This window comes from Mesorhizobium sp. FG116 (genome assembly GCF_057809835.1).
The window spans coordinates 17,705-43,933 of the sequence record NZ_JBMDKS010000011.1 but is presented as its reverse complement, the minus strand read 5'-3'; the positions used below and the strand labels follow the sequence as shown (position 1 = coordinate 43,933).

At 59.4% G+C, this 26,229-nt stretch carries 25 protein-coding genes and 2 pseudogenes; 16 read left to right on the top strand and 11 right to left on the bottom strand.

Features of this window, described 5'->3' with window-relative positions; all coding sequences use genetic code 11:
* The first annotated feature begins 4 nt into the window (after positions 1-4).
* A complete protein-coding gene (locus tag ACODTY_RS10935; protein ID WP_488994296.1) occupies positions 5-850 on the top strand; it encodes a fumarylacetoacetate hydrolase family protein in 846 nt (281 codons plus the stop codon).
* A gap of 13 nt (positions 851-863) precedes the next feature.
* A complete protein-coding gene (locus tag ACODTY_RS10930) occupies positions 864-2,150 on the top strand; it encodes an L-fuconate dehydratase (protein ID WP_488994295.1) in 1,287 nt (428 codons plus the stop codon).
* Positions 2,151-2,502: 352 nt separating this feature from the next.
* Here the strand turns inward: ACODTY_RS10930 and ACODTY_RS10925 are convergent, their stop codons facing one another.
* Both ACODTY_RS10925 and ACODTY_RS10920 read right to left on the bottom strand, forming a co-directional pair.
* Positions 2,503-3,321: an ImmA/IrrE family metallo-endopeptidase gene (locus tag ACODTY_RS10925; RefSeq protein WP_488994294.1), complete on the bottom strand. Its 819-nt coding sequence runs from the start codon at positions 3,319-3,321 to the stop codon at positions 2,503-2,505.
* The gene (locus tag ACODTY_RS10920) at positions 3,299-3,643 is read right to left on the bottom strand and encodes a helix-turn-helix domain-containing protein (RefSeq protein WP_488994293.1); all 345 of its coding nucleotides are present in this window, start codon (positions 3,641-3,643) and stop codon (positions 3,299-3,301) included. Before ACODTY_RS10920 ends, ACODTY_RS10925 begins: the two co-directional genes overlap by 23 nt.
* Positions 3,644-3,790: 147 nt before the next feature.
* Here ACODTY_RS10920 and ACODTY_RS10915 point away from each other — a divergent pair, with 147 nt between their 5' ends.
* The 6 genes and pseudogenes from ACODTY_RS10915 to ACODTY_RS10890 form a co-directional block, all read left to right on the top strand.
* Complete coding sequence (locus ACODTY_RS10915; RefSeq protein WP_488994292.1) at positions 3,791-5,098, top strand: site-specific DNA-methyltransferase; 1,308 nt, start codon at positions 3,791-3,793, stop codon at positions 5,096-5,098.
* A complete protein-coding gene (locus tag ACODTY_RS10910; protein ID WP_488994291.1) occupies positions 5,098-5,820 on the top strand; it encodes a DUF5681 domain-containing protein in 723 nt (240 codons plus the stop codon). The genes ACODTY_RS10915 and ACODTY_RS10910 overlap by 1 nt, the downstream gene beginning before the upstream one ends.
* 230 nt (positions 5,821-6,050) lie before the next feature.
* Complete coding sequence (locus tag ACODTY_RS10905; RefSeq protein WP_488994378.1) at positions 6,051-6,467, top strand: transposase family protein; 417 nt, start codon at positions 6,051-6,053, stop codon at positions 6,465-6,467.
* 1,821 nt (positions 6,468-8,288) lie between these two features.
* A pseudogene (locus tag ACODTY_RS10900) lies at positions 8,289-8,591 on the top strand (glycosyltransferase); the annotation flags it as partial.
* 163 nt (positions 8,592-8,754) lie between these two features.
* The gene (locus ACODTY_RS10895) at positions 8,755-8,871 is read left to right on the top strand and encodes a hypothetical protein (protein ID WP_488994290.1); all 117 of its coding nucleotides are present in this window, start codon (positions 8,755-8,757) and stop codon (positions 8,869-8,871) included.
* Positions 8,825-9,070, top strand: a pseudogene (locus tag ACODTY_RS10890) (DDE-type integrase/transposase/recombinase); the annotation flags it as partial. The gene ACODTY_RS10895 and the pseudogene ACODTY_RS10890, both read left to right, overlap by 47 nt.
* A 417-nt stretch (positions 9,071-9,487) precedes the next feature.
* Here the strand turns inward: ACODTY_RS10890 and ACODTY_RS10885 are convergent.
* The 4 genes from ACODTY_RS10885 to ACODTY_RS10870 all read right to left on the bottom strand — a co-directional run bounded on the left by ACODTY_RS10885 (position 9,488) and on the right by ACODTY_RS10870 (position 12,868).
* Entirely contained in the window at positions 9,488-10,273 is a 786-nt protein-coding gene (locus ACODTY_RS10885; RefSeq protein WP_488994289.1) for an amino acid ABC transporter ATP-binding protein, read from the bottom strand.
* A complete protein-coding gene (locus ACODTY_RS10880) occupies positions 10,270-11,238 on the bottom strand; it encodes an amino acid ABC transporter permease (protein ID WP_488994288.1) in 969 nt (322 codons plus the stop codon). Before ACODTY_RS10880 ends, ACODTY_RS10885 begins: the two co-directional genes overlap by 4 nt.
* A gap of 135 nt (positions 11,239-11,373) precedes the next feature.
* Positions 11,374-12,204 carry an ABC transporter substrate-binding protein gene (locus ACODTY_RS10875; protein ID WP_488994287.1) on the bottom strand — a complete coding sequence of 277 codons (831 nt, stop codon included), beginning with the start codon at positions 12,202-12,204 and terminating at the stop codon, positions 11,374-11,376.
* Positions 12,205-12,751: 547 nt separating this feature from the next.
* Entirely contained in the window at positions 12,752-12,868 is a 117-nt protein-coding gene (locus ACODTY_RS10870) for a hypothetical protein (protein ID WP_488994377.1), read from the bottom strand.
* 480 nt (positions 12,869-13,348) lie between these two features.
* Between ACODTY_RS10870 and ACODTY_RS10865 the strand changes: the two genes are divergently transcribed.
* The 6 genes from ACODTY_RS10865 to ACODTY_RS10840 all read left to right on the top strand — a co-directional run bounded on the left by ACODTY_RS10865 (position 13,349) and on the right by ACODTY_RS10840 (position 19,488).
* The gene (locus tag ACODTY_RS10865) at positions 13,349-13,699 is read left to right on the top strand and encodes a GntR family transcriptional regulator (protein WP_488994376.1); all 351 of its coding nucleotides are present in this window, start codon (positions 13,349-13,351) and stop codon (positions 13,697-13,699) included.
* A 23-nt stretch (positions 13,700-13,722) separates the two neighbouring features.
* A complete protein-coding gene (locus ACODTY_RS10860; RefSeq protein ID WP_488994286.1) occupies positions 13,723-13,974 on the top strand; it encodes a hypothetical protein in 252 nt (83 codons plus the stop codon).
* Positions 13,975-14,088: 114 nt separating this feature from the next.
* Entirely contained in the window at positions 14,089-15,210 is a 1,122-nt protein-coding gene (locus ACODTY_RS10855; protein WP_488994285.1) for a pyridoxal phosphate-dependent aminotransferase, read from the top strand.
* A gap of 32 nt (positions 15,211-15,242) precedes the next feature.
* Entirely contained in the window at positions 15,243-16,892 is a 1,650-nt protein-coding gene (locus ACODTY_RS10850) for an HAL/PAL/TAL family ammonia-lyase (protein ID WP_488994284.1), read from the top strand.
* Between the two features lie 5 nt (positions 16,893-16,897).
* Positions 16,898-18,295: an FAD-binding oxidoreductase gene (locus tag ACODTY_RS10845; RefSeq protein ID WP_488994283.1), complete on the top strand. Its 1,398-nt coding sequence runs from the start codon at positions 16,898-16,900 to the stop codon at positions 18,293-18,295.
* A gap of 32 nt (positions 18,296-18,327) precedes the next feature.
* Positions 18,328-19,488: an alpha-hydroxy acid oxidase gene (locus ACODTY_RS10840; protein ID WP_488994282.1), complete on the top strand. Its 1,161-nt coding sequence runs from the start codon at positions 18,328-18,330 to the stop codon at positions 19,486-19,488.
* Positions 19,489-19,566: 78 nt separating this feature from the next.
* Here ACODTY_RS10840 and ACODTY_RS10835 read toward each other — a convergent pair whose 3' ends face one another.
* Positions 19,567-20,463: a LysR family transcriptional regulator gene (locus ACODTY_RS10835; RefSeq protein ID WP_488994281.1), complete on the bottom strand. Its 897-nt coding sequence runs from the start codon at positions 20,461-20,463 to the stop codon at positions 19,567-19,569.
* 115 nt (positions 20,464-20,578) lie between these two features.
* Between ACODTY_RS10835 and ACODTY_RS10830 the strand changes: the two genes are divergently transcribed.
* Entirely contained in the window at positions 20,579-21,775 is a 1,197-nt protein-coding gene (locus tag ACODTY_RS10830) for a CaiB/BaiF CoA transferase family protein (protein ID WP_488994280.1), read from the top strand.
* A gap of 23 nt (positions 21,776-21,798) precedes the next feature.
* Entirely contained in the window at positions 21,799-22,947 is a 1,149-nt protein-coding gene (locus ACODTY_RS10825) for an acyl-CoA dehydrogenase family protein (protein WP_488994279.1), read from the top strand.
* 36 nt (positions 22,948-22,983) lie between these two features.
* Here the strand turns inward: ACODTY_RS10825 and ACODTY_RS10820 are convergent, their stop codons facing one another.
* Genes ACODTY_RS10820 through ACODTY_RS10805 form a run of 4 tightly spaced genes read right to left on the bottom strand, consistent with a single transcriptional unit; the run spans position 22,984 to position 26,226 of the window.
* Positions 22,984-23,691, bottom strand: coding sequence for an ABC transporter ATP-binding protein (locus tag ACODTY_RS10820; RefSeq protein ID WP_488994278.1), 708 nt, complete (start codon positions 23,689-23,691; stop codon positions 22,984-22,986).
* Entirely contained in the window at positions 23,688-24,479 is a 792-nt protein-coding gene (locus ACODTY_RS10815) for an ABC transporter ATP-binding protein (RefSeq protein ID WP_488994277.1), read from the bottom strand. Before ACODTY_RS10815 ends, ACODTY_RS10820 begins: the two co-directional genes overlap by 4 nt.
* The gene (locus ACODTY_RS10810) at positions 24,476-25,363 is read right to left on the bottom strand and encodes a branched-chain amino acid ABC transporter permease (protein WP_488994276.1); all 888 of its coding nucleotides are present in this window, start codon (positions 25,361-25,363) and stop codon (positions 24,476-24,478) included. The genes ACODTY_RS10815 and ACODTY_RS10810 overlap by 4 nt, the downstream gene beginning before the upstream one ends.
* Positions 25,360-26,226, bottom strand: coding sequence for a branched-chain amino acid ABC transporter permease (locus tag ACODTY_RS10805; protein ID WP_488994275.1), 867 nt, complete (start codon positions 26,224-26,226; stop codon positions 25,360-25,362). The genes ACODTY_RS10810 and ACODTY_RS10805 overlap by 4 nt, the downstream gene beginning before the upstream one ends.
* Positions 26,227-26,229: the final 3 nt, after the last annotated feature.

The following is a 26,229-nucleotide window of genomic DNA, read 5'->3' as shown; positions in this document are numbered from 1 at the left end:
CGACATGAAACTTTTGCGCTACGGCGAGGCCGGCCACGAAAAGCCGGGCCTTCTCGACACTGACGGCAATATTCGCGACCTCTCCGGCGTTGTGGCCGACATCGGTGGCAAGGCTATCGATCCAAAGTCGCTGGCAAGGCTGGCAAAGCTCGATCCGGCGACATTGCCCATCATCGGCGGTGAACCGCGCCTCGGACCGTGCGTAGCCGGGACCGGCAAGTTCATCTGCATCGGTCTCAACTATTCCGACCATGCGGCTGAGACCGGCGCGACGGTTCCGCCCGAGCCGGTGGTCTTCATGAAGGCGACATCGGCCATCGTCGGCCCCAATGACGGCGTGACGATACCGCGTGGCTCCCAGAAAACAGACTGGGAGGTCGAACTCGGCGTCGTCATCGGCAGGACGGCAAAATATGTGAGCGAAGCCGATGCGCTGGACTGCGTGGCCGGATACTGCGTCATCCACGACGTTTCCGAGCGCGCTTTCCAGATTGAGCGCTCCGGCCAATGGACCAAGGGCAAGAGCTGCGACACCTTTGGCCCGACCGGACCATGGCTGGTGACCAAAGACGAGATTGTTGACCCGCAGGACCTTGGCATGTGGCTAAAGGTCAATGGCGAGGTCATGCAGAACGGCTCGACGAGGACCATGGTCTACGGCGTCGCCTATCTCGTCTCCTATCTCAGCCAGTTCATGAGCCTGCACCCGGGCGACATCATTTCGACCGGCACGCCTCCCGGCGTCGGCATGGGCATGAAGCCGCCCCGCTACCTGAAATCCGGCGACGTGGTCGAACTCGGCATCGACGGCCTTGGATCGCAAAAGCAGAACATCACCGCGGATCGCTAGTTCGAGAGCAAAGATGACCAAGATCACCAACCTTCGCACGCACGATCTCCGCTTTCCGACGTCGCAGCACCTCGACGGTTCGGACGCTATGAACCCCGACCCGGATTATTCGGCCGCCTATGTCGTTCTGGAGACGGACAAGCCGGGTCTCGAAGGGCACGGCCTGACCTTCACCATCGGCAGGGGAACCGACATCTGCGTTCTGGCGATCGAGGCGATGCGCCATCTCGTCGTCGGTCTTGACCTCGACTGGATCAAGGAGGACCCGGGCCGCTGCTGGCGTCATCTCACCAGCGACAGCCAACTGCGCTGGATCGGCCCGGACAAGGGCGCCATCCACCTTGCCACCGGCGCCGTGGTCAACGCGATCTGGGATCTTTGGGCAAAGGAAGCAGGCAAGCCGGTGTGGAAACTGGTTGCCGACATGAGTGCCGCTGAAATCGTGAAGATCGTCGATTTCCGTTATCTTGGCGATGTGCTGACGCCGGACGAGGCGCTGGCGATCCTGCAAAAAGCGGAACAGGGCCGGACAGGACGGGAAGCCGTTCTGCGGCGCGAAGGCTATCAGTGCTACACGACATCTGCCGGATGGCTCGGCTATTCCGACGAGAAGCTGCGGCGGCTCTGCCAGGAGGCGGTGGACGCGGGCTTCCAGCACGTAAAGCTGAAGGTCGGCCACAACGTTGACGACGATGTCCGCCGGCTGGCCATCGCGCGCGACGTCATCGGCCCCGACCGCTACCTGATGATCGATGCGAACCAGGTCTGGGAAGTGCCGCAAGCCGTCGGCTGGCTGGAAAAGCTGGCCTTCGCCAATCCCTTCTTCATCGAGGAACCGACCAGCCCGGACGACATTGCCGGCCATCGCAAGATCCGCAAGGCAGTTTCCCCGATGAAGGTCGCAACCGGCGAGATGTGCCAGAACCGCATCATGTTCAAGCAGTTCATCGCCGAAGGCGCGATCGACGTGGTGCAGATCGATTCATGCCGTCTCGGCGGCCTGAACGAGGTGCTCGCCGTGCTCCTGGTGGCGGCGAAGTATAACCTTCCGGTCTGGCCGCATGCGGGCGGCGTTGGCCTTTGCGAATACGTCCAGCATCTGTCGATGATCGACTATCTTTGCGTATCCGGTACCAAGGACGGGCGCGTCATCGAATATGTCGATCACCTGCATGAGCATTTCATCGAGCCCTGCGTCATCGAAAACGCTGCCTACATGCCGCCAGCCCTGCCCGGCTTTTCCATCGAGATGAAGGCGGCATCGATTGCGGCCTATGATTTTGGCCGTCGGAGCGCGTGAGCGTCGACCGACAGATCGAATTCATTTCGCTTGAGGAGAATGGGAAGCGTTTGGGTCGCTAATGCCGTTGGTGGTGTTTGCAGTCTTGAGCGAACTAGTCTTTGGTTTGGTTTGGCTGGTTTACAGGGAAACTACAGGGAATTTGAATAATTTTGGATGCGGGAGGCGCATTCTGATGCCCAATTGCGCGGTAATAACAATGGGTTGAGGAGAAATTCCCTACTACAGGTAACAGGGAATTGAAATTTGCGGATCAGGGAACAGGTGGCCGGTTAACAGGGAAGTTGCAGCTTGTTACAGGCAATTGTAGCAGCAACAGCTGCCCGGCGGCCCGACCCGATCGGACAGTGATTCAAGCTTCGTCGTCCACATCAGCGGCATGCAGAAGAATGATCGCGTGTCCGTTTTCCTGGGTGAAGACCTGAACGGCGAGCTCGACTGAAGGGACGCGGATGAGCCAGTCTCGCCGATCCGTCTCAGTCATCTCGGAGGTGCCCGCCTCTAGAGACACGCTTGGCAGGATCGGCAGTGGATCACCTTCCTTAAGTCCGATCCAGGGAAATTGGCTGCCGCGGACCGTGTAGATGAATTCATCGTTCTTGGCAAAGATCACCGCCAACGGTTCCTTGTGCAGTTCGACATAGCGGCGGGCAGCGGCGGCCTTGCTGATATCGAGCGCCACATGCATGGAGAGCACGTGTTCGAGGTCCGGAAGTCGGCGCAGATAAGGTTTGACTAGGCGCGGCGGCGCTAAGAGCTCGATCGCGAACTGATTGGCTTCGCGCTCTTGCTCTACATGACGCGCATTACCAGATGGCGATGCCATGTCACGCTGGCTGCAGCGAAAGCCAGCATCCTCTGTCGGGACATGCCATCCGCACAGAAAATGACCAAGCTCGTGGGCGAGTGAGTAGTTCCTGCGTTGCGGTGAGGCCAGCGAATTAAGCAGGACGGTTCCGAAATCACGCTCAGGTTGGGTCAGCAGCATGCCTTCGAAATTTTTAAGCGGCCTGGTCTTTATCTCATCGATGTCCAGCGCCCGTGCGATATCATGGACGGGAACCGGACCTGGAATCTCACCCATCTGGCGGTGAATCTCGGCAGCGATCCTCATCGGATCAGTAGCAACATCATCTATGTCTATGCGTTCAAGCGCGACGCTGCTGTTCACGTTCTTTGCGCCGCCTGATGTAGGACTGGATCATGTCGTCGACGGCGAGGCGTTCATGGTCTTCCAACTGACCTGCCAGCCGAAACATGCGGGCCAATTCCGGATCGGCATCCTTGGCCTCTATGTCCTCACCAACCAGGAAAGCGACGGAGACCTTGAAGTGATTGGCCAGCCCCTCGATCACGGCAAGCGAGGGATTGGCCGACCGTCCCCGCTCAAGATCCCAGATGTGGGTCTTGGTCACCCCAACAGCGCTGGCGACATCCTGCAGCGATTCCTTGGCATTGCGCCTGAGTTCGGCAATGCGGGCCCCGAAAGCCATACAAACCTCCATTGTGGGATTGCCGAGAGCAAAGCACAGGGCAGGATCGGCGTCAACACAGCCTTACGTGAACGGGCATCTTGACGAACAATTTATCGTCAATATGATCTAACGATATCGGCCACCGATTCGGAAAGGCAAGTCGCAATGACAGACCCGGCCATTGACATGATCCCGCCCTCACAACTGCATCCATGGGCCAAGAATGCCCGCACGCATTCCAAGAAGCAGATCAGGCAGATCGCCGACAGCATCAAAACGTTCGGCTTTACCAATCCCGTGTTGATCGACGCCGACAACACCATTCTCGCTGGCCACGGCCGGGTTGAAGCGGCCAGATTGATTGGGATGGACCAAGTCCCCTGTGTTCGCCTCGAACATATGACACCCGAACAGAAGCGAGCCTATGTGCTTGCGGACAACAAGCTGGCGCTGAACGCGGGATGGGATGACGAACTGCTGGCCGACGAATTGAAAGCCCTGCTCGACATCGATCTCGACTTCGACCTTGAGATTACCGGCTTCTCGCATGCCGAGATTGACAGCCTCGTCGAAGGTTTGATCCCGGAAGAGCCGGGCGATCCAGAGGATGATGTGCTGCCGGACATCGATCCTTCCGCCTCGCGCTGCCAGTCTGGCGACATCTTCCAGCTCGGCCGTCACCGACTGGTGTGCGGCTCTGCACTTGATCCGGTTGTCGTTGCTGCCCTGATGGATGGCGAGCACGCCACCATGGTGTTTACCGACCCACCCTACAATGTTCCCATCGATGGCCATGTCGGCGGATCCGGCAAGATCAAGCATCGCGAATTTGCGATGGCCAGCGGTGAGATGTCGACAGACCAGTTCATCGTCTTTCTCAAGACCGCCTTCACCAATCTCGCCTCGGCGAGTGTCGACGGATCTATCCACTTCATCTGCATGGACTGGCGCCATATTGGTGAGATTCTGGCGGCGGGCGAAGAAATCTATTCGGAATTCAAGAACCTGATCGTGTGGGCAAAAGACAATGGCGGCATGGGTACCTTCTACCGCTCCCGCCATGAACTCATCTTTGCCTTCAAGCACGGCGACTCTGCTCACATCAACACGTTCGAGCTTGGGCAACATGGGCGCTATCGCACCAATGTCTGGCAGTACAAGGGTGTCAACACCCTGAAGGCAGGCCGCATGGATGAGCTTGCCCTTCATCCGACGGTCAAGCCTGTGCAGATGATTGCCGATGCGATCAAGGATGTGTCCGGGCGTGGCGATATCGTGCTGGATCTCTTCGCAGGTTCGGGCTCCACCTTGATTGCCGCCCACAAGACGGGTCGTCGTGCTTATCTGTGTGAACTCGATCCAATCTATTGCGACCGCATCATCAGGCGTTGGGAGGCCTATGCCAAGGACGAGGCTGAACAGATTGCCTGTGGCATCGGAACGCCTAATCAATTGCGTGAGGCAGCCGAGTGATGGCCGGGCCGGACGATCCCCGTCGCAAGGCACTTGCCGTTCGCCCAGGTTCTGGCAACTACACGGTTGGCTATGGCAAGCCGCCGGAAGAGAACCGTTTCCAGAAAGGACAATCCGGCAATCCGCGCGGCCGCCCCAAGGGCAGTCGCAACAAATCAAAATTGCCCGCCCTCAACGAAGAGCGCATGAAATCCATCCTGCTGGAGGAAGCCTATCGCACCATCAGGCTCAACGAAGGCAATACCCAGGTCACCATTCCGATGGCCCAAGCCGTCATTCGTTCGCTGGCCGTCAATGCCGCCAAGGGCAACCAGCGAGCACAACGCTTGTTCACCGAGTTGCTCTTCACCACCGAGCGTGAGAACAAGCGCCTTCATGACGACTTCCTCGACGCGGCAATCTCCTACAAGGCCAGCTGGGAACGCGAGTTCGAACGGCGGCAACGCCTTGGCACAACCGGTCCCGAACCCCTTCCCCATCCCGATCATGTCATCGTCGACATCCGCACCGGAGAAGTCGCCATCAAAGGCCCGGCAACGCCGGAAGAAAAGGTCAGGTGGGACTGGATGCGCGAGCGCAAGCAGGAGTACATCAAGGAAGTCGAAGAACTGGAGCAGCTCCTGCTCGACGAGCCTGACTACCCCTACAAGGAACAGGTCATCGCCGACATTGAACACAACACCAAGATCATCAATATGATCAGAAGGGTCATGCCGGATTAAACTCGGACACGCAGCCGAAGTTCTTGCGGCTGGAGGCGCGGTCAATTGTCGGAGGGATGTGCCTCCTCAAGGTCCCGCATGACCGCAGGCTGTCCTTCGACGCCTATCCGGCACAGCCAGTGTCCGTCGCCCACTTCATCGAGAGTGCGTCAGACCCTAAAAGGGGGTCAGACTCAATCTCGCTGCATGTGAAGAATGATATCGCCTGATTTCGAGAGGGGATCAGCGTGATGGAACGGAGATTTGGGTCGACGAGACTGGCGCCGGTGGGATTGCTCGTGGAGCATGCCGAAATCAACACGGATTGTGTATTTCTTGACGTGCGCGCTACGGCGCTTTCGGCAAAGTGCCCGTGCTGCGGGACGAGTTCGCGCCGGACGCAGAGCCGATATATGCGGCAAGCCGCCGATCTGCCCATCGCCGGCCGAGGGGTGGTCTTGCGGGTGACGGTTCGCCGTTTCTGGTGCGACGCCGTTCTTCGTCGCCGCCGCATTTTTGCCGAGCGGTTTGGCACCGATATTTTAGCACCGTTATCACGGAGAACCGGACGCCTCGAGACCATCGTTCATCACTTGGGACTGGCGCTGGGCGGCAGGCCTGCCGCAGTTTTTGCCGATCGCCTGATGATGCCGGTTATGCTAGCTTAACCTGGTGTCCGAAAAACCGGCAGCAGGCTAGTAACCTAAGCTGAGCTGGATGGTCATTTTTTGGTATGAAGCAGCCATCTAACTTGCTTCTAATGCCTGCTTTGGTGAATCCACCACTGCCAACGCTTCGACCATGGTGGGCGTTTGCCAAATAGAGGCTATTCTGGGGACTTGGTCACATCGCGGACCGTCTTGTTCCAACCTTCAAGCTGATCGTCTGGCACCAAGCTGCAAGCCGGAAGTGGCAATAATCGCGACCTGCTCAGGCCCTACGATGTCTGCGTTCAGAATCTGCACGCGTATCTGGATGCAGCGTTCTCCAAGTCGTAGCCCTTGATGGAAGTATAGTTTCTTCCTGACCCTTGGATCGACGTTTGCTGCCCCGTTGTCAGTAGGCCTGCGTCAGCTGTCGTTGATAGCGCGGGCCCTCCTGTCGTGCTCAGATTATCTTCGTCAAAATGGACGGTGACATACATGCCGTCACAGCTATTGGTTACGCGATAGATTGCGCGTCCACCCTGACTGTTTCGCCCAACTGGCTCGACAGAAATACATCGACAGTCCTTCGCACTCAGTTTCCGTTTTCCGAGAGGAGACGTATCAGGTTTAGCGCCAAGCTTGCTGAGATATGCCTCCACCCAAGGTCTGCATGCGGTAAGAGTGTCCTGTGCTGACGGATTGTGTCCTTGTGCGTGAAAGACGGACTCGAACGGGGACCTTCCTTCGCGCAGTGCACGATCGTAGGTTCCTCGTGCGCCACCGTCCCGGAAAACCCAGTCAACACTCTCCTTGGCTTCGGTTTCACACATTGCCTGGGAGGAGGGTTGAGAACTACCTGTGCTCCCTTGATCGCAACGGAACGGCTCTCCTCGCTTGTACGCTTCCAGCGAGCTCGCGGCGCGACCGCCCGCTTTCTGACATTCCTTGACGAAAATGTCGTAAATCCAATCGCCTTCTTGGCTCTGCGCACGATCGATTGCGAAGAGCATAAGCAAGCACAGGGAGACGCCGAGGGCGAGCTCCCGTACGGGCACGCGCCGCTGCTTGCCGGGAATGACGAACATCAGTTGAGCGAACTCATGTTTGAGGCTCTTGTAGCGCAAGTTTGGGCAAGATCATATCGGCCCGCTGCCGCATACATTCGCTGACAATCCTCAAAGGCGCCACGCTGGCTATATCCCGTCGGTCTTGCGACCCCGGCGGAACCAGAACCATATGATGCGCCGCTGGACGAATAACCGCCGCCCGAGGATGCCCCCGAGACGGCGGCGGCAACACCTAACCCAGCCGCCGCCACTTGCACCATCTCATTCGAAGTACAGCCAGACAACGTCAATAATGCCACAAACAATGAAAGCTTCTTCATAGCAATTCCCCCTGAATGCCCTAACGTTACAGTTATTTTCGTTTTGCTTAAATGGCAAGTAGGGTACAAGCTCACAATGTCCATGAGGTGTCTTGTATGTGATTATCGTCACTACAATTTTAGGCAAGCATCAGTCCCATAAAGGCGACAAGAATACCTACAACGGCTACTGTATAGAACGATAGAAGTAGCTGACCCCACTTGGCAGAGACCCTTCGGTCTAAACGCAAAGCCGATGTTCGTGGCGCAGCCATTTGTAAATCTGCGTCACCGGATATCGCACAGCTCTTTTCTCTGCAGATTTTTTGCTATTTGGGTGTGATTTTTTCGATTTGCAGCTTTGACTTCGGGTTCCTACATCGCCCGTTTGCGGCCTCCCCCAGAGCCGTAGGGTCGCCGCTCGCGTGGCGGGGAAGTGACAGTGTTCGCTTCACCCGAAGACCAATCCGCCCGAAATGGCCGCAGCACTTTTCCACTATGCCGCGCGCAGCGGCGGCGCGCTGCTGGGACTTTCCCGTCACGAGAATTTCGGCCTGACGTTGGTGGAGGCTGCAACTGCGGGGCTGCCGGTCGTCACGTCTGGGGCCGGTGGCATGTCAGACATCCTCGACATCTGCAAGAATGGCATTGTCGTCGACCCCGACAAGCCGCCACTGACCATCAACGACATCGCCGATCAGTTGGGTAAGGTTGCACGGGTTTGCGAAGCGGAGTTTAAAGCAAAAGGCGATTCAGTTTGCGCTAACATTTCTGCTCAGCAAGCCGAAGCCAAAGGCGACGACAGTTGTCAGTCAGGTTCAGGCGAAAAGCACCAACAAAGCTGTTCCTACCAAGGCCGATCTGGTCTTGAAGAAGCTGAGCACCACAAAAGGCACAACGCTTACGAAACTGGTCGACCTGACTGGATAGCAGCAGCACTCGGTGCGCGGCTTTCTGTCCGGCACAGTGCGAAAGAAATTAGACCTCAAATTGGTCAGCGAGCTGGGTACTGGATCGCTCCCGACGCGACCTGAAGCCGATCGAAATCCGCAAGGGTAAATACCTGAATGACCGAATTGAACCGGATCATCGGCGCATCAAGCGCCGCGTCCAGCCAATGCTCGACTTCAAATCACAGGCATCAGCCATCATCATCTTGTCCGGCATCGAGATGGTCCACATGATACGCAACCGACAGGAGAGAGGCGCCTTCAGTCCGAATCCATCCTTGGCCGAGCAGTTCGCAATTCTTGGAGCACAATTGGCCTCGGCCCCAGTCTCTTTTGCCCATCCAGGATTTGCTGTGGCCGCCTTGCGGGCGGTTGCCTTCTTACGAGCCGACCTAGCTGGTGTGGCTAGCGCTTACTTCGGCAGGGCCGCGGCCATCATCAAACAGCGAGAAAGGATCAAACGACAGACCATTGAACAGCGGCGCTTGCAGCACCGCAACATTGCCGCTTAACAACAATCCCAAGACAAGGCCGGCACTTCGCTAAGCTACACCTCAATATGGGCCGAACGTTCTGACGACAGACAGATTAGATATCTGACGATAGGTGACACGAATACAATCCGGTCGCACGTTACCAGAATTATTCATTTTTGAAGAGATTGACAACCCTGTAATCGACAATATTCATGGGCAACAATAGCGGTAATCCTATAGATTTGCAGCTTAAAGTACCTTAGCGAGGAATGCCTGTGTCTGCGGATGAGAAGGACTTCCAAGAACATTCGCTGGACTTCCTTCTTCAACGATCTCGCCTCCGGCCATGAATACCACCCGATCCGCCACTTCTCGAGCGAAGGCGATTTCATGTGTGACGACGATCATGGTCATGCCACTTGCGGCCAGGTCGCGCATGACATCCAAAACATCGGAAACCAGTTCGGGGTCGAGGGCGCTGGTCGGTTCATCGAATAGGATCAGCTTGGGCCGCATGGCCAGCGCCCGCGCAATGGCGACGCGCTGCTGCTGGCCGCCCGAAAGTTGGCGCGGATAGGCGTCGACCTTCTCAGCCAGGCCGACCCGCTTCAGGATGGCATGCGCCCGCTCCGTCACCTCCTGGCGCGGCTCCCGCTTCACGCCGATCGGCCCTTCAATGATGTTTTGAAGTACGGTCATGTGCGGGAACAGATTGAAATGCTGGAACACCATGCCGATGTGGATGCGCTGGCGCGCGATCTCATGCTCGTGCATTTCCTGAAGATAACCGTTGGCTTCCTTGTAGCCAATCAGTTCACCGTCGACCCGGATGCGGCCTTGGTCAATGCGCTCCAGATGATTGATGCAGCGCAGGAACGTGCTCTTGCCCGAACCCGACTGGCCGAGCAGGCACATGACCTGCCCGTTCGAAAGCGACAGGTTGATCCCCTTAAGCACTTCAAGAGCGCCAAAGGATTTGCGCACGCCTGTCGCCTGCACCATCACCTTGGCAGATGGCTCGACTTGACTAGTCATGACGCGTTCCCTTTCCTGTCGGTCTCGATCAGGCGGCTGCGGGCGAAGCCGAAGAAATCGCGTGCGCTTTGCAATGGTGTTGGCGGCAGGCTGCGGCTGCCGCCGCGGGCGTAATGGCGTTCGATATAGTATTGAATGACGCTCAGGATCGAGACGATGATCAGATACCAGATGACCGCAACCATCAGCAGCGGGATCGTTTCAAACGTGCGCGTATAGATCGTCTGCGCCGCGAACAGAAGTTCCGGCACGGCGATGATGGAGACCAGCGCCGACATCTTGAGCATGTTGATGGTGTCGTTGCCGAGCGGCGGGATTATGACGCGCATCGCCTGCGGCAGCACCACCCGCCGTAGGAGCCGGCCCCGCGACATGCCGATGGACTGGGCCGCTTCGGTCTGGCCGTGGTCGATCGATATGATGCCCGCGCGGATGATCTCGGCGCTATAGGCGGCTTCGTTGAGGCTGAGGCCAAGTATGGCCGCGGTGTATGGCGTGATCAATGCATTGGCGTCGAGTTGGACGAACTCCGGGCCGATGAAGGGTATACCGAGCGAAATGTGGGGAAACAGCGCCGACAGGTTGTACCACAACAGCAACTGCACCAGCAGCGGCGAGCCCCGGAAGAACCACACGAACAGCCAGGACGAACCCGACAGGATCGGATTGGGCGACAGGCGCATGACCGCCAGCACCACGCCGAGCGAGATGCCGAGGACCATGGCAATGGCCGTCAGTTCGAGGGTGCGGCGCACGCCCAGCAGAATGGTCTGCGAGGTGTAGTATTGGCCCACCACCGCCCACTCGAAGCGTGGATTGGTGAAAAGCGTCTGCACCAGCATCGCCGCCAGCAGGGCCACGAAGGCCATGGCCACCCAGCGCCACGGATGCCTTGCCGGCCTGATGACCAGGTCGATCGTGGGATCGCTTTTCCTTCCTTCGGAACCGGTCTTGCTGGCCGACATGGCGTCGCACTCCTGGAGATATTGGCCGTCCGGTGGCGTCTGGAGCGGTGGATATCCGGACCAAACCGGGCCGCCGCCCTGTCCATCGGGCCGGAAATCGAGTTCCGCTTTCCGGCCCGGTCTGATGAGTCCGCCTTACAGGCCGGTGCCCTCGTTGATCGTCACCTCCTTGACGGCGCCGACCTCCTGGCCCCACTTCGTTAGGATCTTGGCGTAAGTGCCCTCGTCGATCAGCGCCTGCACCGTGGCTTGCAGGGCCTTGGCCAGTTCGTTCGATTCCTTGGGCAACACCAGCCCGTAGGGTCGCGGCGCGTAGGAGGCGTCCGGCACCTCGAACTCGCCCGGATGCTGCTGCGAGATATAGGCACCGGCGGAGGTGTCGATCATCGCCACGTCGGCGCGGCCCGATTGCAAGGCCAGCACGATCTTGCTGGTGCCGGGATGCACCTCGACCTTGACCTCCGGCTTGCCGGCCTTCACGCACTCCTCAGAGGCCAGCCTTGCGTCTTCGATTTCGGTGGTGCCCTTGTCGATGGCGGCAGTCACGCCGCAGATGTCGGCAAGGCTGTGGATGTTCTTGGGATTGCCGTGCTTGACCAGGAAGCCGCCGCCGGAGATGAAATAGTCGACGAAATCGACCTTCTTGCGCCGCTCCTCGGTGTCGGTCATCGCCGACATGGCCATGTCATAGCGATTGGCGGCCAGTGCTGGGATGATGGCGTCGAAGCTCATGTTCTCGAATTCCAGCTTGACGCCGAGCTTCTGGCCGATCGCTTCCGCTAGATCCTTGTCCAGACCGATGATGGTGGTATTGTCGGTGTCGTAATATTCGAAGGGTGGATATTCGACGTTACTGGCGACCCTGATCTTGCCGGCCTCTTTCAGTTTGGCCGGCAGCATGGCGCTAAGATTTGCGTCCATGCTGGTGGCGATGTCGGTATCGGCGCTGGCCGGGCCCGCAAGCATCGATCCGACTGTCAGCAACGCGGCTGCGACACCCGCTACGAGTCGAATTCGACCAAAACATCCAAAGCTCATATCTTCACTCCCCTTCTGGTCGCCGTGGCGACGTTGAAAAACTTTGATACAGGCCGTTCGCCCAAACAGAGTCCTGCGGCGCGATACATCGAGACACTCCGCGCCAAGCTGTCCACACGACCCGGTCAGATCCGGCCGTTCGGCGGAATGCATTGGTATGACGCAGGCTTTTCCCACCGATTCCTCCACGGCGCCGCACAGCGCCAATCGATGATAAGTATATACTCACATAGACAACTTGGCGGAAGATGGATTGTCAAGCGCGATTTTGTCGCGCGCATACGCAATTTTCTTTGAACCGACAGATTTTACGGCCCGCGAGGGCACAGCACCGATCTCAAAGCCTGTCTTTAGACCCAAACTAACCGCAGTTGACCTGACGGGCTTGCGAAACGCTTGATTTGTGCGGGTTGGTGGACACATGACGCATTCATGTTGGTAGTCGCCATGACCACGCGCGGAGCCGGAGCGTTCGTCATGAAAGTGGCCACAGGCATACCGGATTGAACGGCAGCGTTTCGTCGTTCTCCAATTTTACCAGAGACTTTACGATTGCGTGGTGGCTTTCCCAGTTGCGGGCGCACTTTCCGATGCCCCGTAGATGACCGGTTCTTTAGGATACTGTGCATTATCCATGTTGTTTTCGAGCATGCGCAGAATCCCTTCCTGATTCTATCCCTTGCAGCGCAGGTTGTTTTCTCCGGTGGCGCGGACGGAATAGAGGATTTCTGGCTTTTCCGTCGTCATCCTCCTCGGAAAATTGGGCGACACAACAACAATTTTCGATCGTCATAAATGTATATATAACCACGTACATATCCACCAATCGAATTCGTCAGGAGCGAACAATGAGCTCTGCCAAGATTGATCGGCCGTTGAATACAAATTGCATCACGCGCAGAAAATCATCTCGACATGAACAAATCAGCGTGTGGCACATGAGTGGACGGATGTGGAGTTCCCACAAGCAGATTGACGTTGAGATTGACGAGATCGGCCCTTCTCTGGGCCAACAGGTACGCAACCACGTCCTGTCCAGGTCAATTCGAGAGAATGGCCATAAGGCTATCGAATACTATCTGAATCCCGATTGGCCGGGCTATTCAACGCTTCAAGAATGACAATTCACATCGCATTGCGTGATTTGTCTACAGAGGGCGTTCTGGTTCGTCTACAAGGCACCGGTACCATTGTCGCGGCCCGGCGTAGGCAATCAACGTTCCTAGAACTTCGCAGCATTCATGCGGAAGTCGAAGAGCACGGAAATCTGCATACCACCGATGTCATCAAGCTGGAGGCAGTAAATAGCGACTTTGCCATCGCAACGGAAATGAAAGTTGCCCCCGGGGATCAACGGTATTTCATTCCATTCTCGTTCATCGCGAAAATGGAAAACTGCTATAAATTGAGGACCGGTTCGTAAATCCGCGCTTTTCTCCAGACTATATGGAACAGGGTTTCACCAGTATCACTCCGCACGCCCACCTAATGGCGACGGAACCGCTAGAGGAAGTCGAGCATATCCAAGCCGTGCTGGCTGACGAGGCGAGCCGCAAACTTCTGGAGATGCAAACGGATGATCCTGTGCATATGTTGCGTCGTCGTACGTGGTCCGCACGGAATGATCGCCACCAGTGCACGACTCCTGCATCCTGGTTCCCGTTCAGCCTAGCCGGACGCATGGCGATGGCTCGCTAGGAGTGAGGCACCCTGCTGGCTGACTGCTACCGAAGTCCCGGCCATCTTGACAAACGCTCGATTTGTGGAAGATGCTTATGTTGCATATACAACTAAGTACAAATGGATGCCGCCATGTCGGGAAGTTTGCGTCCGAACGACGATCAAGGCTTTTGCGTTCCGCAACCAAGCAGCCGTCTGTCCGGCCTGCCCAGCTACGGGCGTGGCCGAGCCGGTCAGTCCGCTCATTTTTCACACCGCCTCGGCTCCAATGAAGCTCCCGATGCGCCAAGTCCTGTAGTGCAAGCTGCGGTTTCGGGCGCCATTGGCGCCGGGCATCGCTACCCGGACCTGCGCGGTGAGTCTCTCACCGAAGCATTGGCAAAGCGGCATGGCTTGGCCGAGGATTGCATCGCTGTATCCGCGGGCTCCATCGTCATGCTTGATCAATTGATGCGTGCTTACTGCGATGCGGGAGACACGGTCGTAATACCTTGGCGTTCCTATGAGGCATATCCGATTATCGCCGGTATCGCGGGCGCCCGTCTCGTCGAGGTGCCGCTCGATGCCGACCATCGGGTAGACCCCGATGCTATGCTGAAAGCCTGTGCGGATGGGGCACGTATCGTAGTGCTGTGCAATCCGAACAATCCTACCGGAACCGCCCTCGCCCAAGAGGACCTGGACGCCCTCTTGCATGCTTTGCCGAAAGATATCCTCATCATTCTTGACGAGGCCTATGCCGACTATGACCAGGACAGAACTGGGGTGGCAAACTCTCCCGCTGCCCGATTGGAGCACCATGCGAACCTTGTCGTCCTTCGTACCTTCTCGAAGGCATGGGGACTTGCCGGTATGCGTATCGGATACGGTCTGGCTGATCCTCAGATCATAGACGCCATCAACGCGGTAGCGCCTCCGTTTCCGCTCCCAGCCCCGGCAATCGCTGGCGCTCTGGCCACCCTTAAGGAAGACGGCGTTGTGGCAGAAAGGGTGGCATGTAGCGTCCAACAGCGTGGCCTTCTGACAGAAGGGCTGGAGGCGATGGGCCTGCCGGTCGCACGCTCGCGCGCAAACTTCGTATGGGTAGCGGTCCGCAACGAGGCTGACGATTTGACCCGCTACCTGCGCGAGGCGGGCATCGCCGTGCGCTGTTTCTCCGGTGAAGGGGTGCGGATCACGACCGGCATGGCGGCCGACACGGCGGCGGTGCTTGCCGCAGTCAATAATTGGCGATCGAGCACAAGCAGGCGTTAAGCAACGCGCCGGCTGGAGGAAAGACAACGATCATGACGAAGGCGCTACGACTCGGACAGAACCCGGTAAACTTGGACGATCTTATCGATGTAGCCCGGCATCGGTGTCCTGTGGCATTGACCGAGGCGGCCTGCGCCGCCATGCGTGTGAGCGAGGAGTGGGTTGCCAAACTGTCAGCACAGATGGACCGGGGAGAGCCAACCCAGGCAATCTATTCGATCAACACCGGCTTCGGGTCATTGTCGGGCCGACAGGCGTTCAAGACATCGGCTCAGGCGCGCGACCTTTCGCGGAGACTGGTGGTGTCCAATTCGGCCGGGGTCGGGCGACATCTCGACCAGGAAGTGGTGCGCGCTGCCATGCTCATCCGCGCCACCAGCCTGACGCGCGGCTACTCCGCCGTGCGTCGCGAGGTGGTGGAGACAATCCTTGCCATGCTGGAACGGGACGTGATCCCGGTCGTCCCCGAGTATGGCTCACTCGGCGCAAGTGGTGATCTCATCCCGCTAGCACACATGGCGCTGGTCATGTCGCGGGACGAAACTGGCGAAGCTGAGATCGACAGCGGCGAAGCCTGGTACAAGGGTGAACTGATGTCCGGCCTTGCAGCGATGCGCGCGGCAGGAATTGAACGTCTCGTCCTGGGGCCGAAGGAAGGATTGGCGCTTCTTAACGGGACGTCCTTTTCGACCGCTCAGACCGCGCTTGCTCTTGCCGATGCTGAAACCTTGCTGGCCACCGCCGAAGTGGCTGCGGCGATGTCAATCGAGGCACTGACAGGCTTCGGCGACGCATTCATCCCCGAGTTGCACGAGGCAAGAGGGCATCCCGGCCAGATCGAATGCGCAGCCAACATCCGCGGTCTTCTGGCGGGAAGCAAGTTGATTGATGGCGGTATAGAAAACGACCCGAAGCGCCAGCCGCCGCAGGACGCCTATTCGCTTCGGTGCGTACCGCAGGTGCTGGGTCCGGTGCGCGATACGCTGAAGTTCGTGCGCGGCATCATCGAGACGGAGGTGAATGCCGCGACCGACAACCCGCTTATTTTCGCCGATCGCCTGCCAGGGCGCAGTCTGAAGGCTCTGTCAGGCGGCAATTTCCATGCAGAATATGTCGCCTTCGCTGCCGACTTCCTATCAATCGTCGTGACCGAGATTGGCAATATCGCAGAGCGACGGCTGTTCCGGCTGAATGACGGCACCCTCAACCGTGGCTTGCCCGACATGTTGGTAGCCAGCGAACATGTGGGAATGGATTGTGGCTATATGCTGCCGCAATATCTCGCCGCGGCGCTGGTGTCGGACTGCAAGACACTTGCCCATCCCGACAGCGTGGATTCCATACCTACTTGTTCCAACCAGGAAGACCACGTCTCAATGGCCAACAATGCCGGGCGCCATGCTCGCCAGATCGTGCGCAACATCGAGAATGTCGTTGGCATCGAGGTGTTGATGGCCGCACAGGCATTGGAGCTACGACTGGCCGAAAGGCGCGAGGGACAGGATGCACTCTCGGCGGCCAGTCGGGCGGTGCTCGGGATGCTGCGCGCCAGTGCCGCGACCGACGGTCGACCGATCGATCATCTGGAACGCGATAAGGTCCTCTATCCGCGCCTGCATGCGGCAACGACCCTGGTTCACTCCGGTGCGGTCCTGCGGGCCGCCCGGACGGCGATGGGCTGATCACGATGCCGGCAGCAAGTGCTCTCCCCGAGACGCTTACCGAAGCCTTGCGGGCGCGATTTAAGGACCGTTTCCAGACGGGAGCGGCCATTTGCGCCCAGCACGGTGCCACTACCACGTGGATAGAGAACCAGCCGCCGAACGCTGTAATCTTCATCGAGAGCACATCTGAGGTCGCAGAAGCCGTCAAGCTCTGTGCAGAAGCCGGGGTGCCGATCATTCCGTATGGTGCCGGTAGTTCCCTGGAGGGGCAGTTGAATGCACCTAGAGGTGGAGTCTCCATCGACCTCTCGCGCATGAATGCTATTCTGTCCGTAAACACCGAGGACATGGATTGCGTCGTCCAACCGGGTGTAACCCGCAGCCGGCTCAACGAATATCTACGTGACACCGGATTGTTCTTCCCTCTCGACCCGGGCGCCGATGCCACGCTTGGCGGGATGGCGGCTACCCGAGCATCGGGAACAACAGCGGTGCTCTATGGCACGATGAAGGACGTTGTGCTGTCGCTGGAGGCCGTGATGGCTGATGGCCGGGTGATCCGGACCGGGCATCGCGCTCGCAAGAGCGCCGCCGGATACGACCTGACGCGACTGCTGATCGGTTCTGAAGGCACGCTCGGCATCATCACCGAATTGACATTGCGGCTGCGCGGTATTCCCGAAGCGGTTTCGGCCGCCCGCTGCAGCTTCCCGTCGGTCGAGGCCGCGAGCAATGCCGTGATCGGCGCACTTCAGTTCGGCCTGCCGTTTGCACGTATCGAATTGCTGGACGCAATGACAGTAAACGCCGTAAATCGATACTCGGGGCAGTCCCTTCCGGAAGCTCCATTGCTGTTGGCGGAGTTCCATGGCAGCCCGTCCTCCGTCACTGAGCACTCACAGACCTTTGCCGAAATCGCCCGCGACTATGGGGCGACCGGTCTCGACTGGACCACAGACCCCGAAGAACGGAGCCGGCTGTGGAAGGCCCGCCATGACGTTTTCTGGGCAGTTCTTGGTCTGCGACCCGGAGCTAAAGGCATAAGCACCGACGTATGCGTGCCGATTTCGCGCTTGGCCGAATGCATAGCTGCTGCGACCGAAAGGGCGGAAACGCTGGGATTACTCGCGCCCATTGCCGGCCATGTCGGCGATGGCAACTTCCATAACCTGATACTTGTGGATTTGGAAAACTCCACTGAATTGGCTGCGGCCAAGTCATATATGGGGTGGTTGAATGACCTTTCCCTTTCCATGGAGGGCACCTGCACTGGAGAGCACGGGATCGGACAGGGCAAGCGACCGTATCTTGAGCGCGAGATGGGGGATGCCTTGGAAATCATGGCCATGATCAAGTCGGCACTCGATCCACAAGGCATCATGAATCCCGGCAAAATCCTGCCTGGACAACCCGACCGATAGCTGTAGTGGTCTCGAAAGCGCGACTTAGGCGTATGGTCAGCACGGACGATTTTCGTCTCGCTGCAAGCCGCCGCCTGCCGCGCGTCTTCTTCGACTACATCGACGGTGGGGCTTCGGCGGAGGTCACGCTTCGAGCGAATATTGCCGATTTCAATTGTCTCCAGCTTAGCCCCCAGGTTTTGCGGGATGTCTCGGAACGGCGGCTCGATGCAAATTTTCTAGGTCGACAGTATGCACTGCCATTGATGCTCGGCCCTGTTGGGTCGCTGGGGTTGTTCCGGGCTGGGGGTGAGATGGCATCCTTCCGTGCCGCCAAAGCCGCAGGCATCCCCGTATGCATCTCGTCTTTTGCAGTGAGCAGCCTGAAGACCTTGATGCCGTTGCTCGGCTCTGATGCCGCGTTCCAGCTTTATGTTCTAAAGGACCCCGACCGCACGGAATCTGTTCTCGAACGGGTAGCTGCCTGCGGGATAGAGAACCTATTCGTTACAGTTGACACTCCGGTATCAGGCATCCGTGAACGCGACATCCGTAACGGCTTGCGTATACTGTCGCGCCCTGGACCACGCATGATGGCGGACTTTCTCAGCCATCCATTTTGGCTGGCGGATTTAATTCGGGCCTATCCTATCCAGATGACGCTTGCCGAGGGCTGGCCGGAGGCCGGCAGTGGTTACCTCGAACAGGCTGCTTTCCTGGCAGGCCAGATTGCTCCTTCCTTTGACGCGAAAGCGCTCAAATGGTTGCGGAATCGGTGGCATGGCCGATTGATCGTCAAAGGCATTATCACACCTAGAGACGCTTTGCGCTGCGTCGATCTCGGTGCCGATGGGATTGTTGTCTCGAACCATGGCGGACGGCAGCTCGACGGCACATCCTCAAGTATCGCGGCTCTTGCCGATATCGCCCCCGCCCTCGCTGGGCGGACGGAAATCCTGTTTGATGGAGGTATTCGCAGAGCCGGCGATATTGTGAAGGCCCTGGCACTCGGAGCCTCTGCGTGCCTGCTAGGTCGTGCCTATGTTTATGGAGTGGTCGCCGGCGGCGAGGCAGGCGTCACGGCTGTTCTGTCATCCTTGCGGGCCGAACTAGATGCTACGCTGGCACTCATGGGGTTGAGATCGGTCACCGAGTTGCGTGCAGCGGGTCGCGACGTACTACGATTTGGGCCAGTCGTCTCAAGTCGGTGGTAGGGCAAGCGAGAGACTTCTTTTGGGAGATGACCTTTCTCGGTTGAACGACGGAGATTGGAACGGAAATGGAAGACGCCGTTAATCGAGATTGACATCTGAGAAGTGATCCCGAATTGAAACTAGTGCTGCCTTTCCAGTAGCGGTGGCTGGACCAGAAGCAGCATAGGCAACCACCAGACGCTGACGGACATTCCCGTCGCTGATCGGCAGGCATACGACCGGCTTGCCGTCGTAGGTCAGGTCGTGGTGCGGCCTGGTAAACAGCATGGAGACGCCCAGCCCGTTGGCGACCATGCCGCGCACCATTTCGACCGACCCGGTGCGCAAAACGACCGTCGGCGACAGCCCCTGCTGCCAGAAACGAACCATCAGGAAATCACGACTAAGCGGCAGGTCGACAAGGATGAAGGGGTATTGCGCCAGTTCGAAAAGCGAAACTTCCGGCTGGCTTGCCAAAGGATGATCCGGCGGGAGCACGGCATGGGGCGAAAACTCCGCCAGCACGTCGCGCGCGACCTCGTTGGGCAGACCGACGTCATAGCTGATCGCCAGATCCACGAGGCCGTTTTTCAGCGACTTGGAAAGCGCCTCGAGGTCGTACTCGCATAGATCCACATGAACATGGGGAAGATCGTGCGCCAGCTGCGCCAGTATGCCGGGTACGCAGGTCGGACCGACGGTGGAAAAATAGCCGAGCAGCAGCAGCGGTGCGGATTCGGCCTCGGTAACGGACGTCAGGTGGTCGAGCCGGTTCAGGATATCCCGCGCTTCCGTTAGCTTGCTCACGCCGAATGCCGTCAGGCCGAGCCCCCGCGCCTGTCGCCGCTCGAACAGGGGTTTGCCGAATTCCGCTTCCAGGTCGCGGATCGCAGCCGAGATCGAAGGCTGGGAGACGTGAAGGCTCTGGGCTGCGCGGGTGGCGCTGCCGGCGCGAGCGGCGGCCACGAAATAGCGAAGCTGGTTCAGGGAGATCATTATAGGATTAACCTATAATTGCTGCTTGGAATCAATTCTTTTCCTTCTTTTGGTTCGCTCGTATCGTTCTTGCAATTATGGCCCACTCAAATACGGCCAGCCTAAGGAGGCTCGAATGACCTCACCCTGCCTCGACGGCGTTCGCGTCCTCGATCTGACTCGTGTTCTGGCCGGCCCCTTCTGTACGGCGTTGCTTGGCGACCTTGGGGCGGAAGTCATCAAGGTCGAAGCGCCCGGCGGCGATGACTACCGTCACGTGCCGCCCTTCGAAGAGGAGACCGGCGGCCTGTTTCTGCTTCTCAACCGCGGCAAGAAAAGCATTGCGCTTGATATAAGGTCCGAGGCCGGGCGGCAGATCGTGCGCCGGCTGGCATCGAGCTGTGACGTCGTCGTGGAGAATTTCCGCCCCGGCGTTATGGAACAGATGGGGCTGGGCTATGCGGAGCTTTCGCAAGCCAATCCGCGGCTTATCTATGTTTCTATCTCTGGTTTCGGCCAGACCGGCCCGATGGGCAGCCTGCCGGCCTACGATCTCATCATCCAAGCAATGACGGGTTTCATGGATGTTTCCGGCGAACCCGATGGCCCGCCGATGATGACCGGGGAATCCGTCGCCGATCTGGCCACGGGCCTGTTTGCCTCATGGTCGGTGCTGGCAGCGCTTCTGTCGCGCCAGCGCCACGGCAAGGGACAGTTCGTCGACGTGGCGATGTACGACTGCCTGTTCAATTTCCTGCCAGCGGCGTTGACCCAGCATCTCTACGGCGATGCTCCGCCGATCCGGGTCGGCAACCGGCATCAGCTGGGCGCTCCCTTCGGCGTATTCGCCGCCGCGGATGGCCATTTCACCATCGCCGTGCTGAATCCGAAGCAATTTGCGAAACTGGCGCGTGCGATTAGCCGGCCGGAGCTGGCGGACGATCCCCGCTTCTCTGACAATTCCGTGCGCAGCGAGAACCACGTGCCGCTCAAGGCGTGCATCGAGGCGTGGAGCCGTTCGCTGAGCGTCGCCGACGTGGTGGTGACGCTGCAGGGCCATGACGTGCCCTGTTCGCCGATCCTGTCGGTGGCCGAAGCAGCTGAAAGCGCGCAGGCGCGGGAGCGCTCGTTGCTGCGCCCGGCCTCGACCGCGCACGGACGCTCAATCAGCGTCATGACCCAGCCGGTCAAGTTTTCCGGAATGCCGGCCTCCTCGAAGGTTGCCCCGCCCGCCCTCGGCGCCGATGGACCGGCTATTCTCGCCGACCTGCTGGACATGGCCCCGGACGAGATCGCCGGACTCGCGAGCCATGGCATTCTGCACGGCGCATGACGCCGTTAATTGAGGAGCCAGCCATGCATGATTGCCTGTTGAGTGAAGAGCAGCGGATGATCCGCGATAGCGCCCGCAGCTTCGGGCGCGAGCAACTGGCGCCGCATGCGGCCGAGCGTGACCGCACCAAGGCATTTCCCCGCGCCGAAATGGCGGCCTTGGGGGAACTCGGGTTCCTCGGAATGCTGGTTTCCGAGGAGTGGGGTGGCGTCGCAGCCGACCATGTCAGCTATGTGCTGGCAGTGGAGGAGATCTCGGCGGTCGACGGCAGCATTGGCGCCATGATGGCGCTGCACAACGGCCTCATCAGTACGCCCTTGCGGGTCCATGGAACTGAGGCGCAGAAGGAGCGCTATTTGCGTCCGCTGGCCCAAGGCAGAATGAACGGCGCATTCGGCCTGACCGAGCCGGAAGCAGGGTCGAATGCCTTCGCCATCCGTACGAAAGCGGTGAAATGCGAGGGCGGCTATCGGATTTCTGGCGCCAAGCAATTCATGTCGAATGGCAAGTCGGCCGATATAGCCATCGTTTTCGCAGCAACGGAAAGTGACGATCCGCGCCGCCGCATCACCGCTTTCCTGGTTCCACCCGCCTCGGCAGGCTACAGCGCCGTGCGCGTGGAGGAAAAGCTCGGCCTCGGCGCATCGGAAACCTGCCAGGTGCAACTGGACGACGTATTCGTCCCGGACGACCATGTTCTCGGCGCGCCGGGCGGCGGCTATGCGCTGGCGATGAGCACGCTGGAACTCGGCCGGCTCGGCATCGCCGCGCAATCCATAGGCCTCGCCCGTGCCGCATTCGAGCATGCCCATGCCTATGCGCTCGACCGCCAGACCTTCGGCAAGTCTATCATCGAGCATCAGGCCGTGGGCTTCCGCCTCGCCGAGATGCAGACACGGATTGAGGTGGGGCGCAGCTTCCTGCATCAGGTCGCCCGCATGCGCGACCTCGGGCAGCCTTGCAAGGGCGAGGCGGCCATGGCCAAGCTGTTCGCCTCGGAAATCGCCGAAAAGGTAGCCTCCGAGGCCATACAGGTGCATGGCGGCTACGGCTACCTTAAGGATTTCGCCGTCGAGCGGATTTATCGCGACGCCCGCATCTGTCGCATCTATGAAGGCACCAGCGACATCCAGAAGATGATCATCGCCGGAGCGCTGGCGAAACGGAACTGACGGGCGCCCACAAGACCCTCGGGTAAAACTCTGCTCTCAGTTCATCTGCAGATAGGCATCGACGATACGCGGGTCCACTGCCAATTCGGCGGCGGGTCCGCTTATCGTGATGCGCCCCGTCTCCATGACATAGGCCGTATGCGCATGGCCCAGCGCCTCACGGGCGTTCTGCTCGGCGAGAAGGATAGCCATCCCCTCGCGGTTAAGCCGCACCAGCACCTCGAACAGCGATTCGACGATCAGCGGCGCCAGACCGAGAGAAATCTCGTCGGCAAGCAGCAAGGCCGGCTTACTGATCAGCGCGCGGCCCAGCGCCAGCATCTGCTGCTCGCCACCGGACATGGTGCCGGCAAGCTGGGCCTTTCGCTGCGCCAGTTTGGGAAAGATGCCGTAGATTTCGTCGACCGCGCCGCCGCGCTGGGTCCGGTTCGCCACCTGGAGGTTTTCTGCAACCGTCAGTGCCGGAAACACGCGCCGTCCCTCCGGCACGTAAGCGAGCCCGGCGGCAACGCGCCGGTGCGGCTCCAAGCCCAGCAGCGGCGCTCCCTGAAAAATCACGGAACCTCGCGCCGGCAGCAGGCCGATAAGGGACTTGATCAGTGTCGATTTGCCAGCGCCGTTGGCGCCAAGCACGGCGACGAATTCACCGCGCCTGACCTGTAGCGACACCTTGTGCAGCACCTCGGTCCGGCGATACCCGGCAGCCAAGCCGTTTATGTCGAGCAAGAGATCCGCCGCGCTCATGCCTTGTCCTGCTCTTTGCTCGTGGCAGTGTAATTGCCGTGCGTGCCGAGGTATGCATCGATCACACGCTGGTCGGCGCGGATTGCGTCCGGCGGCCCTTCGGCAAGGATCTTGCCGCTTTCCAGCACAATGGCGTGGTCGCAAAGCGAAAGCGCCAGCCCGACGTAGTGCTCGACCAGCAGCACCGATATTCCGCGCTTGTGGATGGCCCTGATCAGTTCCTTCAGCGGTTGCAGGCCGTCGGCGCCAATACCCGCCGCTGGTTCGTCCATCAGGATCATCTCAGGATTGCCGGCCAGCGCCCGTGCGATTTCCATGCGGCGAAGATCGCCTGGCGAGGCCTCCCTGGCGCTCTGCCCGGCGACGTCAGCAAGCTCGGTGAACCGCAGCAGTTCGTCTACTCGTTCCTGCAGTTCCGGCTCTCCCGACCTCGACAGGAACGGAGCCGCCAAGCCGCGAAGCCGTGGCCCCGCCGCACCCAGCATGACGTTGTCGCGGATGGAAAGGGATCCGACCGCGCGCGCGACCTGAAACGTCCGGGCAAGCCCGCAAGCGTGGAGCAAATCGGGGCGAAACTTGCGAACGGTTTCGCCATTGACGGCGACCGTGCCTTCGCTTGGTGCGAGCACGCCGGTGATGACGTTGAAGAGGGTGGATTTGCCCGCCCCATTCGGCCCGATGACCGAAACGAATTCGCCGGGCATCACGGCCAAATTCACGTTGGAAAGCGCAACCAGCCCGTCGAAGCGCTTGGTAACGGCCTTCAGTTCAAGCAAGGGCGCGGTCATGAGTGGGCTCTTTTGCCGACGAAGACAATGGCCGTCCAGCGCGCAATCAGGCTGTCGTCGCCGATGATGCCTTGCGGGTGGAACCGCAGAACGAGGACTAGCACGGCGCCGAAGATCAGCATCCGGTATTCCGAAGCGAACCGAAACAGTTCGGGGATGATCGTCAGCAGGACCGCACCGAAAATGGCTCCCCGGATCGTTGCAGAACCGCCAATCAAAAGCATCGCCAAGAATAGGACCGAATCGTTAAACCCGAAAGTCTGAGGAGACACCGTGCTGAGGAAATAGGCGTAGAGGCATCCTGCAAATCCGGCAAAGATTGAGCTGATGACGAATATGGTCGATTTGTATCGCGCCACCGGAGCGCCGAGCGCCGCCGCCAGCGTTTCGTCCTCGCGGATCGCCTGAAGGATGCCGCCGAACCAGCTGCGGTTGACTAGTAGACTGACCCCCACACTGCTCGCCAGGAGAAGCAGGGAACAGATTGCCAGCCCCGGATAATCAAGTTCGTATCCAGCGATCGACGGCAAGGGGATGCCGTAGAGGCCAGTGGCGCCGCCGAAGAACGGCAGGGTCTGGAAAGTCGCGACCACGATGAAGTTCAGGCCGAGCGTGGTTATGGCGAAGAAATCCTGGTGCAGGCGCAGGCTGATGGCGCCGATCAGCGCGCCGGCGACGCCCGCTACCAGCCCGGCGGCCAAGAAGCAGAACCAGAACGGCATGCTGTAGGAGGTCGAGAACACAGCCGCGAAGTAGGCGCCGATACCGAAGACAGCGCTCTGGCCGAGGTTTGGCTGGCCGGTATAGCCCACCACCATATTGAGGCTGACGGTGACCGTCGACAGGATAGTCACCGTGATGAGCAGGACGAGTAGGTAGCTCATGCGCGCACCACGCGGGATGGAATAAGGCCCTGCGGCCGGATAAGCAACACCAGCACGAGCGCGGCGAAGGCTATCGCATCACGCGGGACGACGAAGCCGAACTGCGCGACCACAGCCGTCTCCACCAGCCCGATGAGAAAGGCGGCGGCGATGGTGCCGAGCGGGCTGCCGAGGCCGCCGAGGATGATGATGGCGAGCATCTTGTAGGCGGGAACGTCGCCCATCGTGGGAATGACGTTGTCGTATTTCAGCGCGTAGAGAATGCCGGCGAGGGAGCTCAGCGCATAGCCGATGACGAAAACGCCGCCAATGACCTTCTTGCTGTCGATCCCGACGGCGGATGCGATGTCACGGTCCTGAGCCACGGCGCGCCATACCACGCCGTAACGCGTCCTGGTCAGCACCAGCCAGGTCAGCAGCAGAAGGCCAACGCCGATGACGATGATCAGCAGGTTTATTCCCGTCACCTCTACGCCGGCTACGTGCAGATCGGGAATCATGGTCTGGATGCCAAGGCTTTGCTGCAAGGGGCCGAAGACCAGGCGGAACAGTTCATCCGCACATATATAGACTCCGATACTCGTTATCAGAGTGACGATGGGACCTCGATCCAGGATCGGGACATACAGGCCTTTCTGGAAGACCCAGCCTACGGCACCTGCAAGAACCAGCGCCGCGGCCACCCCAAGCAGGACGCTGTCGCTGGCCTGGAAGACGACGAGCAGCAGATACGCGCCCAGCGTCAGTGCCGCTGCGCTGGCAACATCAAGTACGCCCATCAGCCCATAGACCAGCGACGGCCCGATCGCGATCAGCGCGTAGAGCGAGCCGACCACGATGCCCTGGATGAGGATATAGGTCATTAC

Coding starts and splice junctions, on each gene's coding strand:
- ACODTY_RS10825 (WP_488994279.1), top strand. CDS start 21,799: ATGCATGATTGCCTGTTGAGTGAAGAGCAGCGGATGATCCGCGATAGC.
- ACODTY_RS10915 (WP_488994292.1), top strand. CDS start 3,791: ATGACAGACCCGGCCATTGACATGATCCCGCCCTCACAACTGCATCCA.
- ACODTY_RS10910 (WP_488994291.1), top strand. CDS start 5,098: ATGGCCGGGCCGGACGATCCCCGTCGCAAGGCACTTGCCGTTCGCCCA.
- ACODTY_RS10835 (WP_488994281.1), bottom strand. CDS start 20,463: ATGATCTCCCTGAACCAGCTTCGCTATTTCGTGGCCGCCGCTCGCGCC.
- ACODTY_RS10885 (WP_488994289.1), bottom strand. CDS start 10,273: ATGACTAGTCAAGTCGAGCCATCTGCCAAGGTGATGGTGCAGGCGACA.
- ACODTY_RS10905 (WP_488994378.1), top strand. CDS start 6,051: ATGGAACGGAGATTTGGGTCGACGAGACTGGCGCCGGTGGGATTGCTC.
- ACODTY_RS10880 (WP_488994288.1), bottom strand. CDS start 11,238: ATGTCGGCCAGCAAGACCGGTTCCGAAGGAAGGAAAAGCGATCCCACG.
- ACODTY_RS10820 (WP_488994278.1), bottom strand. CDS start 23,691: ATGAGCGCGGCGGATCTCTTGCTCGACATAAACGGCTTGGCTGCCGGG.
- ACODTY_RS10805 (WP_488994275.1), bottom strand. CDS start 26,226: ATGACCTATATCCTCATCCAGGGCATCGTGGTCGGCTCGCTCTACGCG.
- ACODTY_RS10815 (WP_488994277.1), bottom strand. CDS start 24,479: ATGACCGCGCCCTTGCTTGAACTGAAGGCCGTTACCAAGCGCTTCGAC.
- ACODTY_RS10810 (WP_488994276.1), bottom strand. CDS start 25,363: ATGAGCTACCTACTCGTCCTGCTCATCACGGTGACTATCCTGTCGACG.
- ACODTY_RS10855 (WP_488994285.1), top strand. CDS start 14,089: ATGTCGGGAAGTTTGCGTCCGAACGACGATCAAGGCTTTTGCGTTCCG.
- ACODTY_RS10875 (WP_488994287.1), bottom strand. CDS start 12,204: ATGCTTGCGGGCCCGGCCAGCGCCGATACCGACATCGCCACCAGCATG.
- ACODTY_RS10935 (WP_488994296.1), top strand. CDS start 5: ATGAAACTTTTGCGCTACGGCGAGGCCGGCCACGAAAAGCCGGGCCTT.
- ACODTY_RS10845 (WP_488994283.1), top strand. CDS start 16,898: ATGCCGGCAGCAAGTGCTCTCCCCGAGACGCTTACCGAAGCCTTGCGG.
- ACODTY_RS10930 (WP_488994295.1), top strand. CDS start 864: ATGACCAAGATCACCAACCTTCGCACGCACGATCTCCGCTTTCCGACG.
- ACODTY_RS10920 (WP_488994293.1), bottom strand. CDS start 3,643: ATGGCTTTCGGGGCCCGCATTGCCGAACTCAGGCGCAATGCCAAGGAA.
- ACODTY_RS10840 (WP_488994282.1), top strand. CDS start 18,328: ATGGTCAGCACGGACGATTTTCGTCTCGCTGCAAGCCGCCGCCTGCCG.
- ACODTY_RS10850 (WP_488994284.1), top strand. CDS start 15,243: ATGACGAAGGCGCTACGACTCGGACAGAACCCGGTAAACTTGGACGAT.
- ACODTY_RS10860 (WP_488994286.1), top strand. CDS start 13,723: ATGGAACAGGGTTTCACCAGTATCACTCCGCACGCCCACCTAATGGCG.
- ACODTY_RS10830 (WP_488994280.1), top strand. CDS start 20,579: ATGACCTCACCCTGCCTCGACGGCGTTCGCGTCCTCGATCTGACTCGT.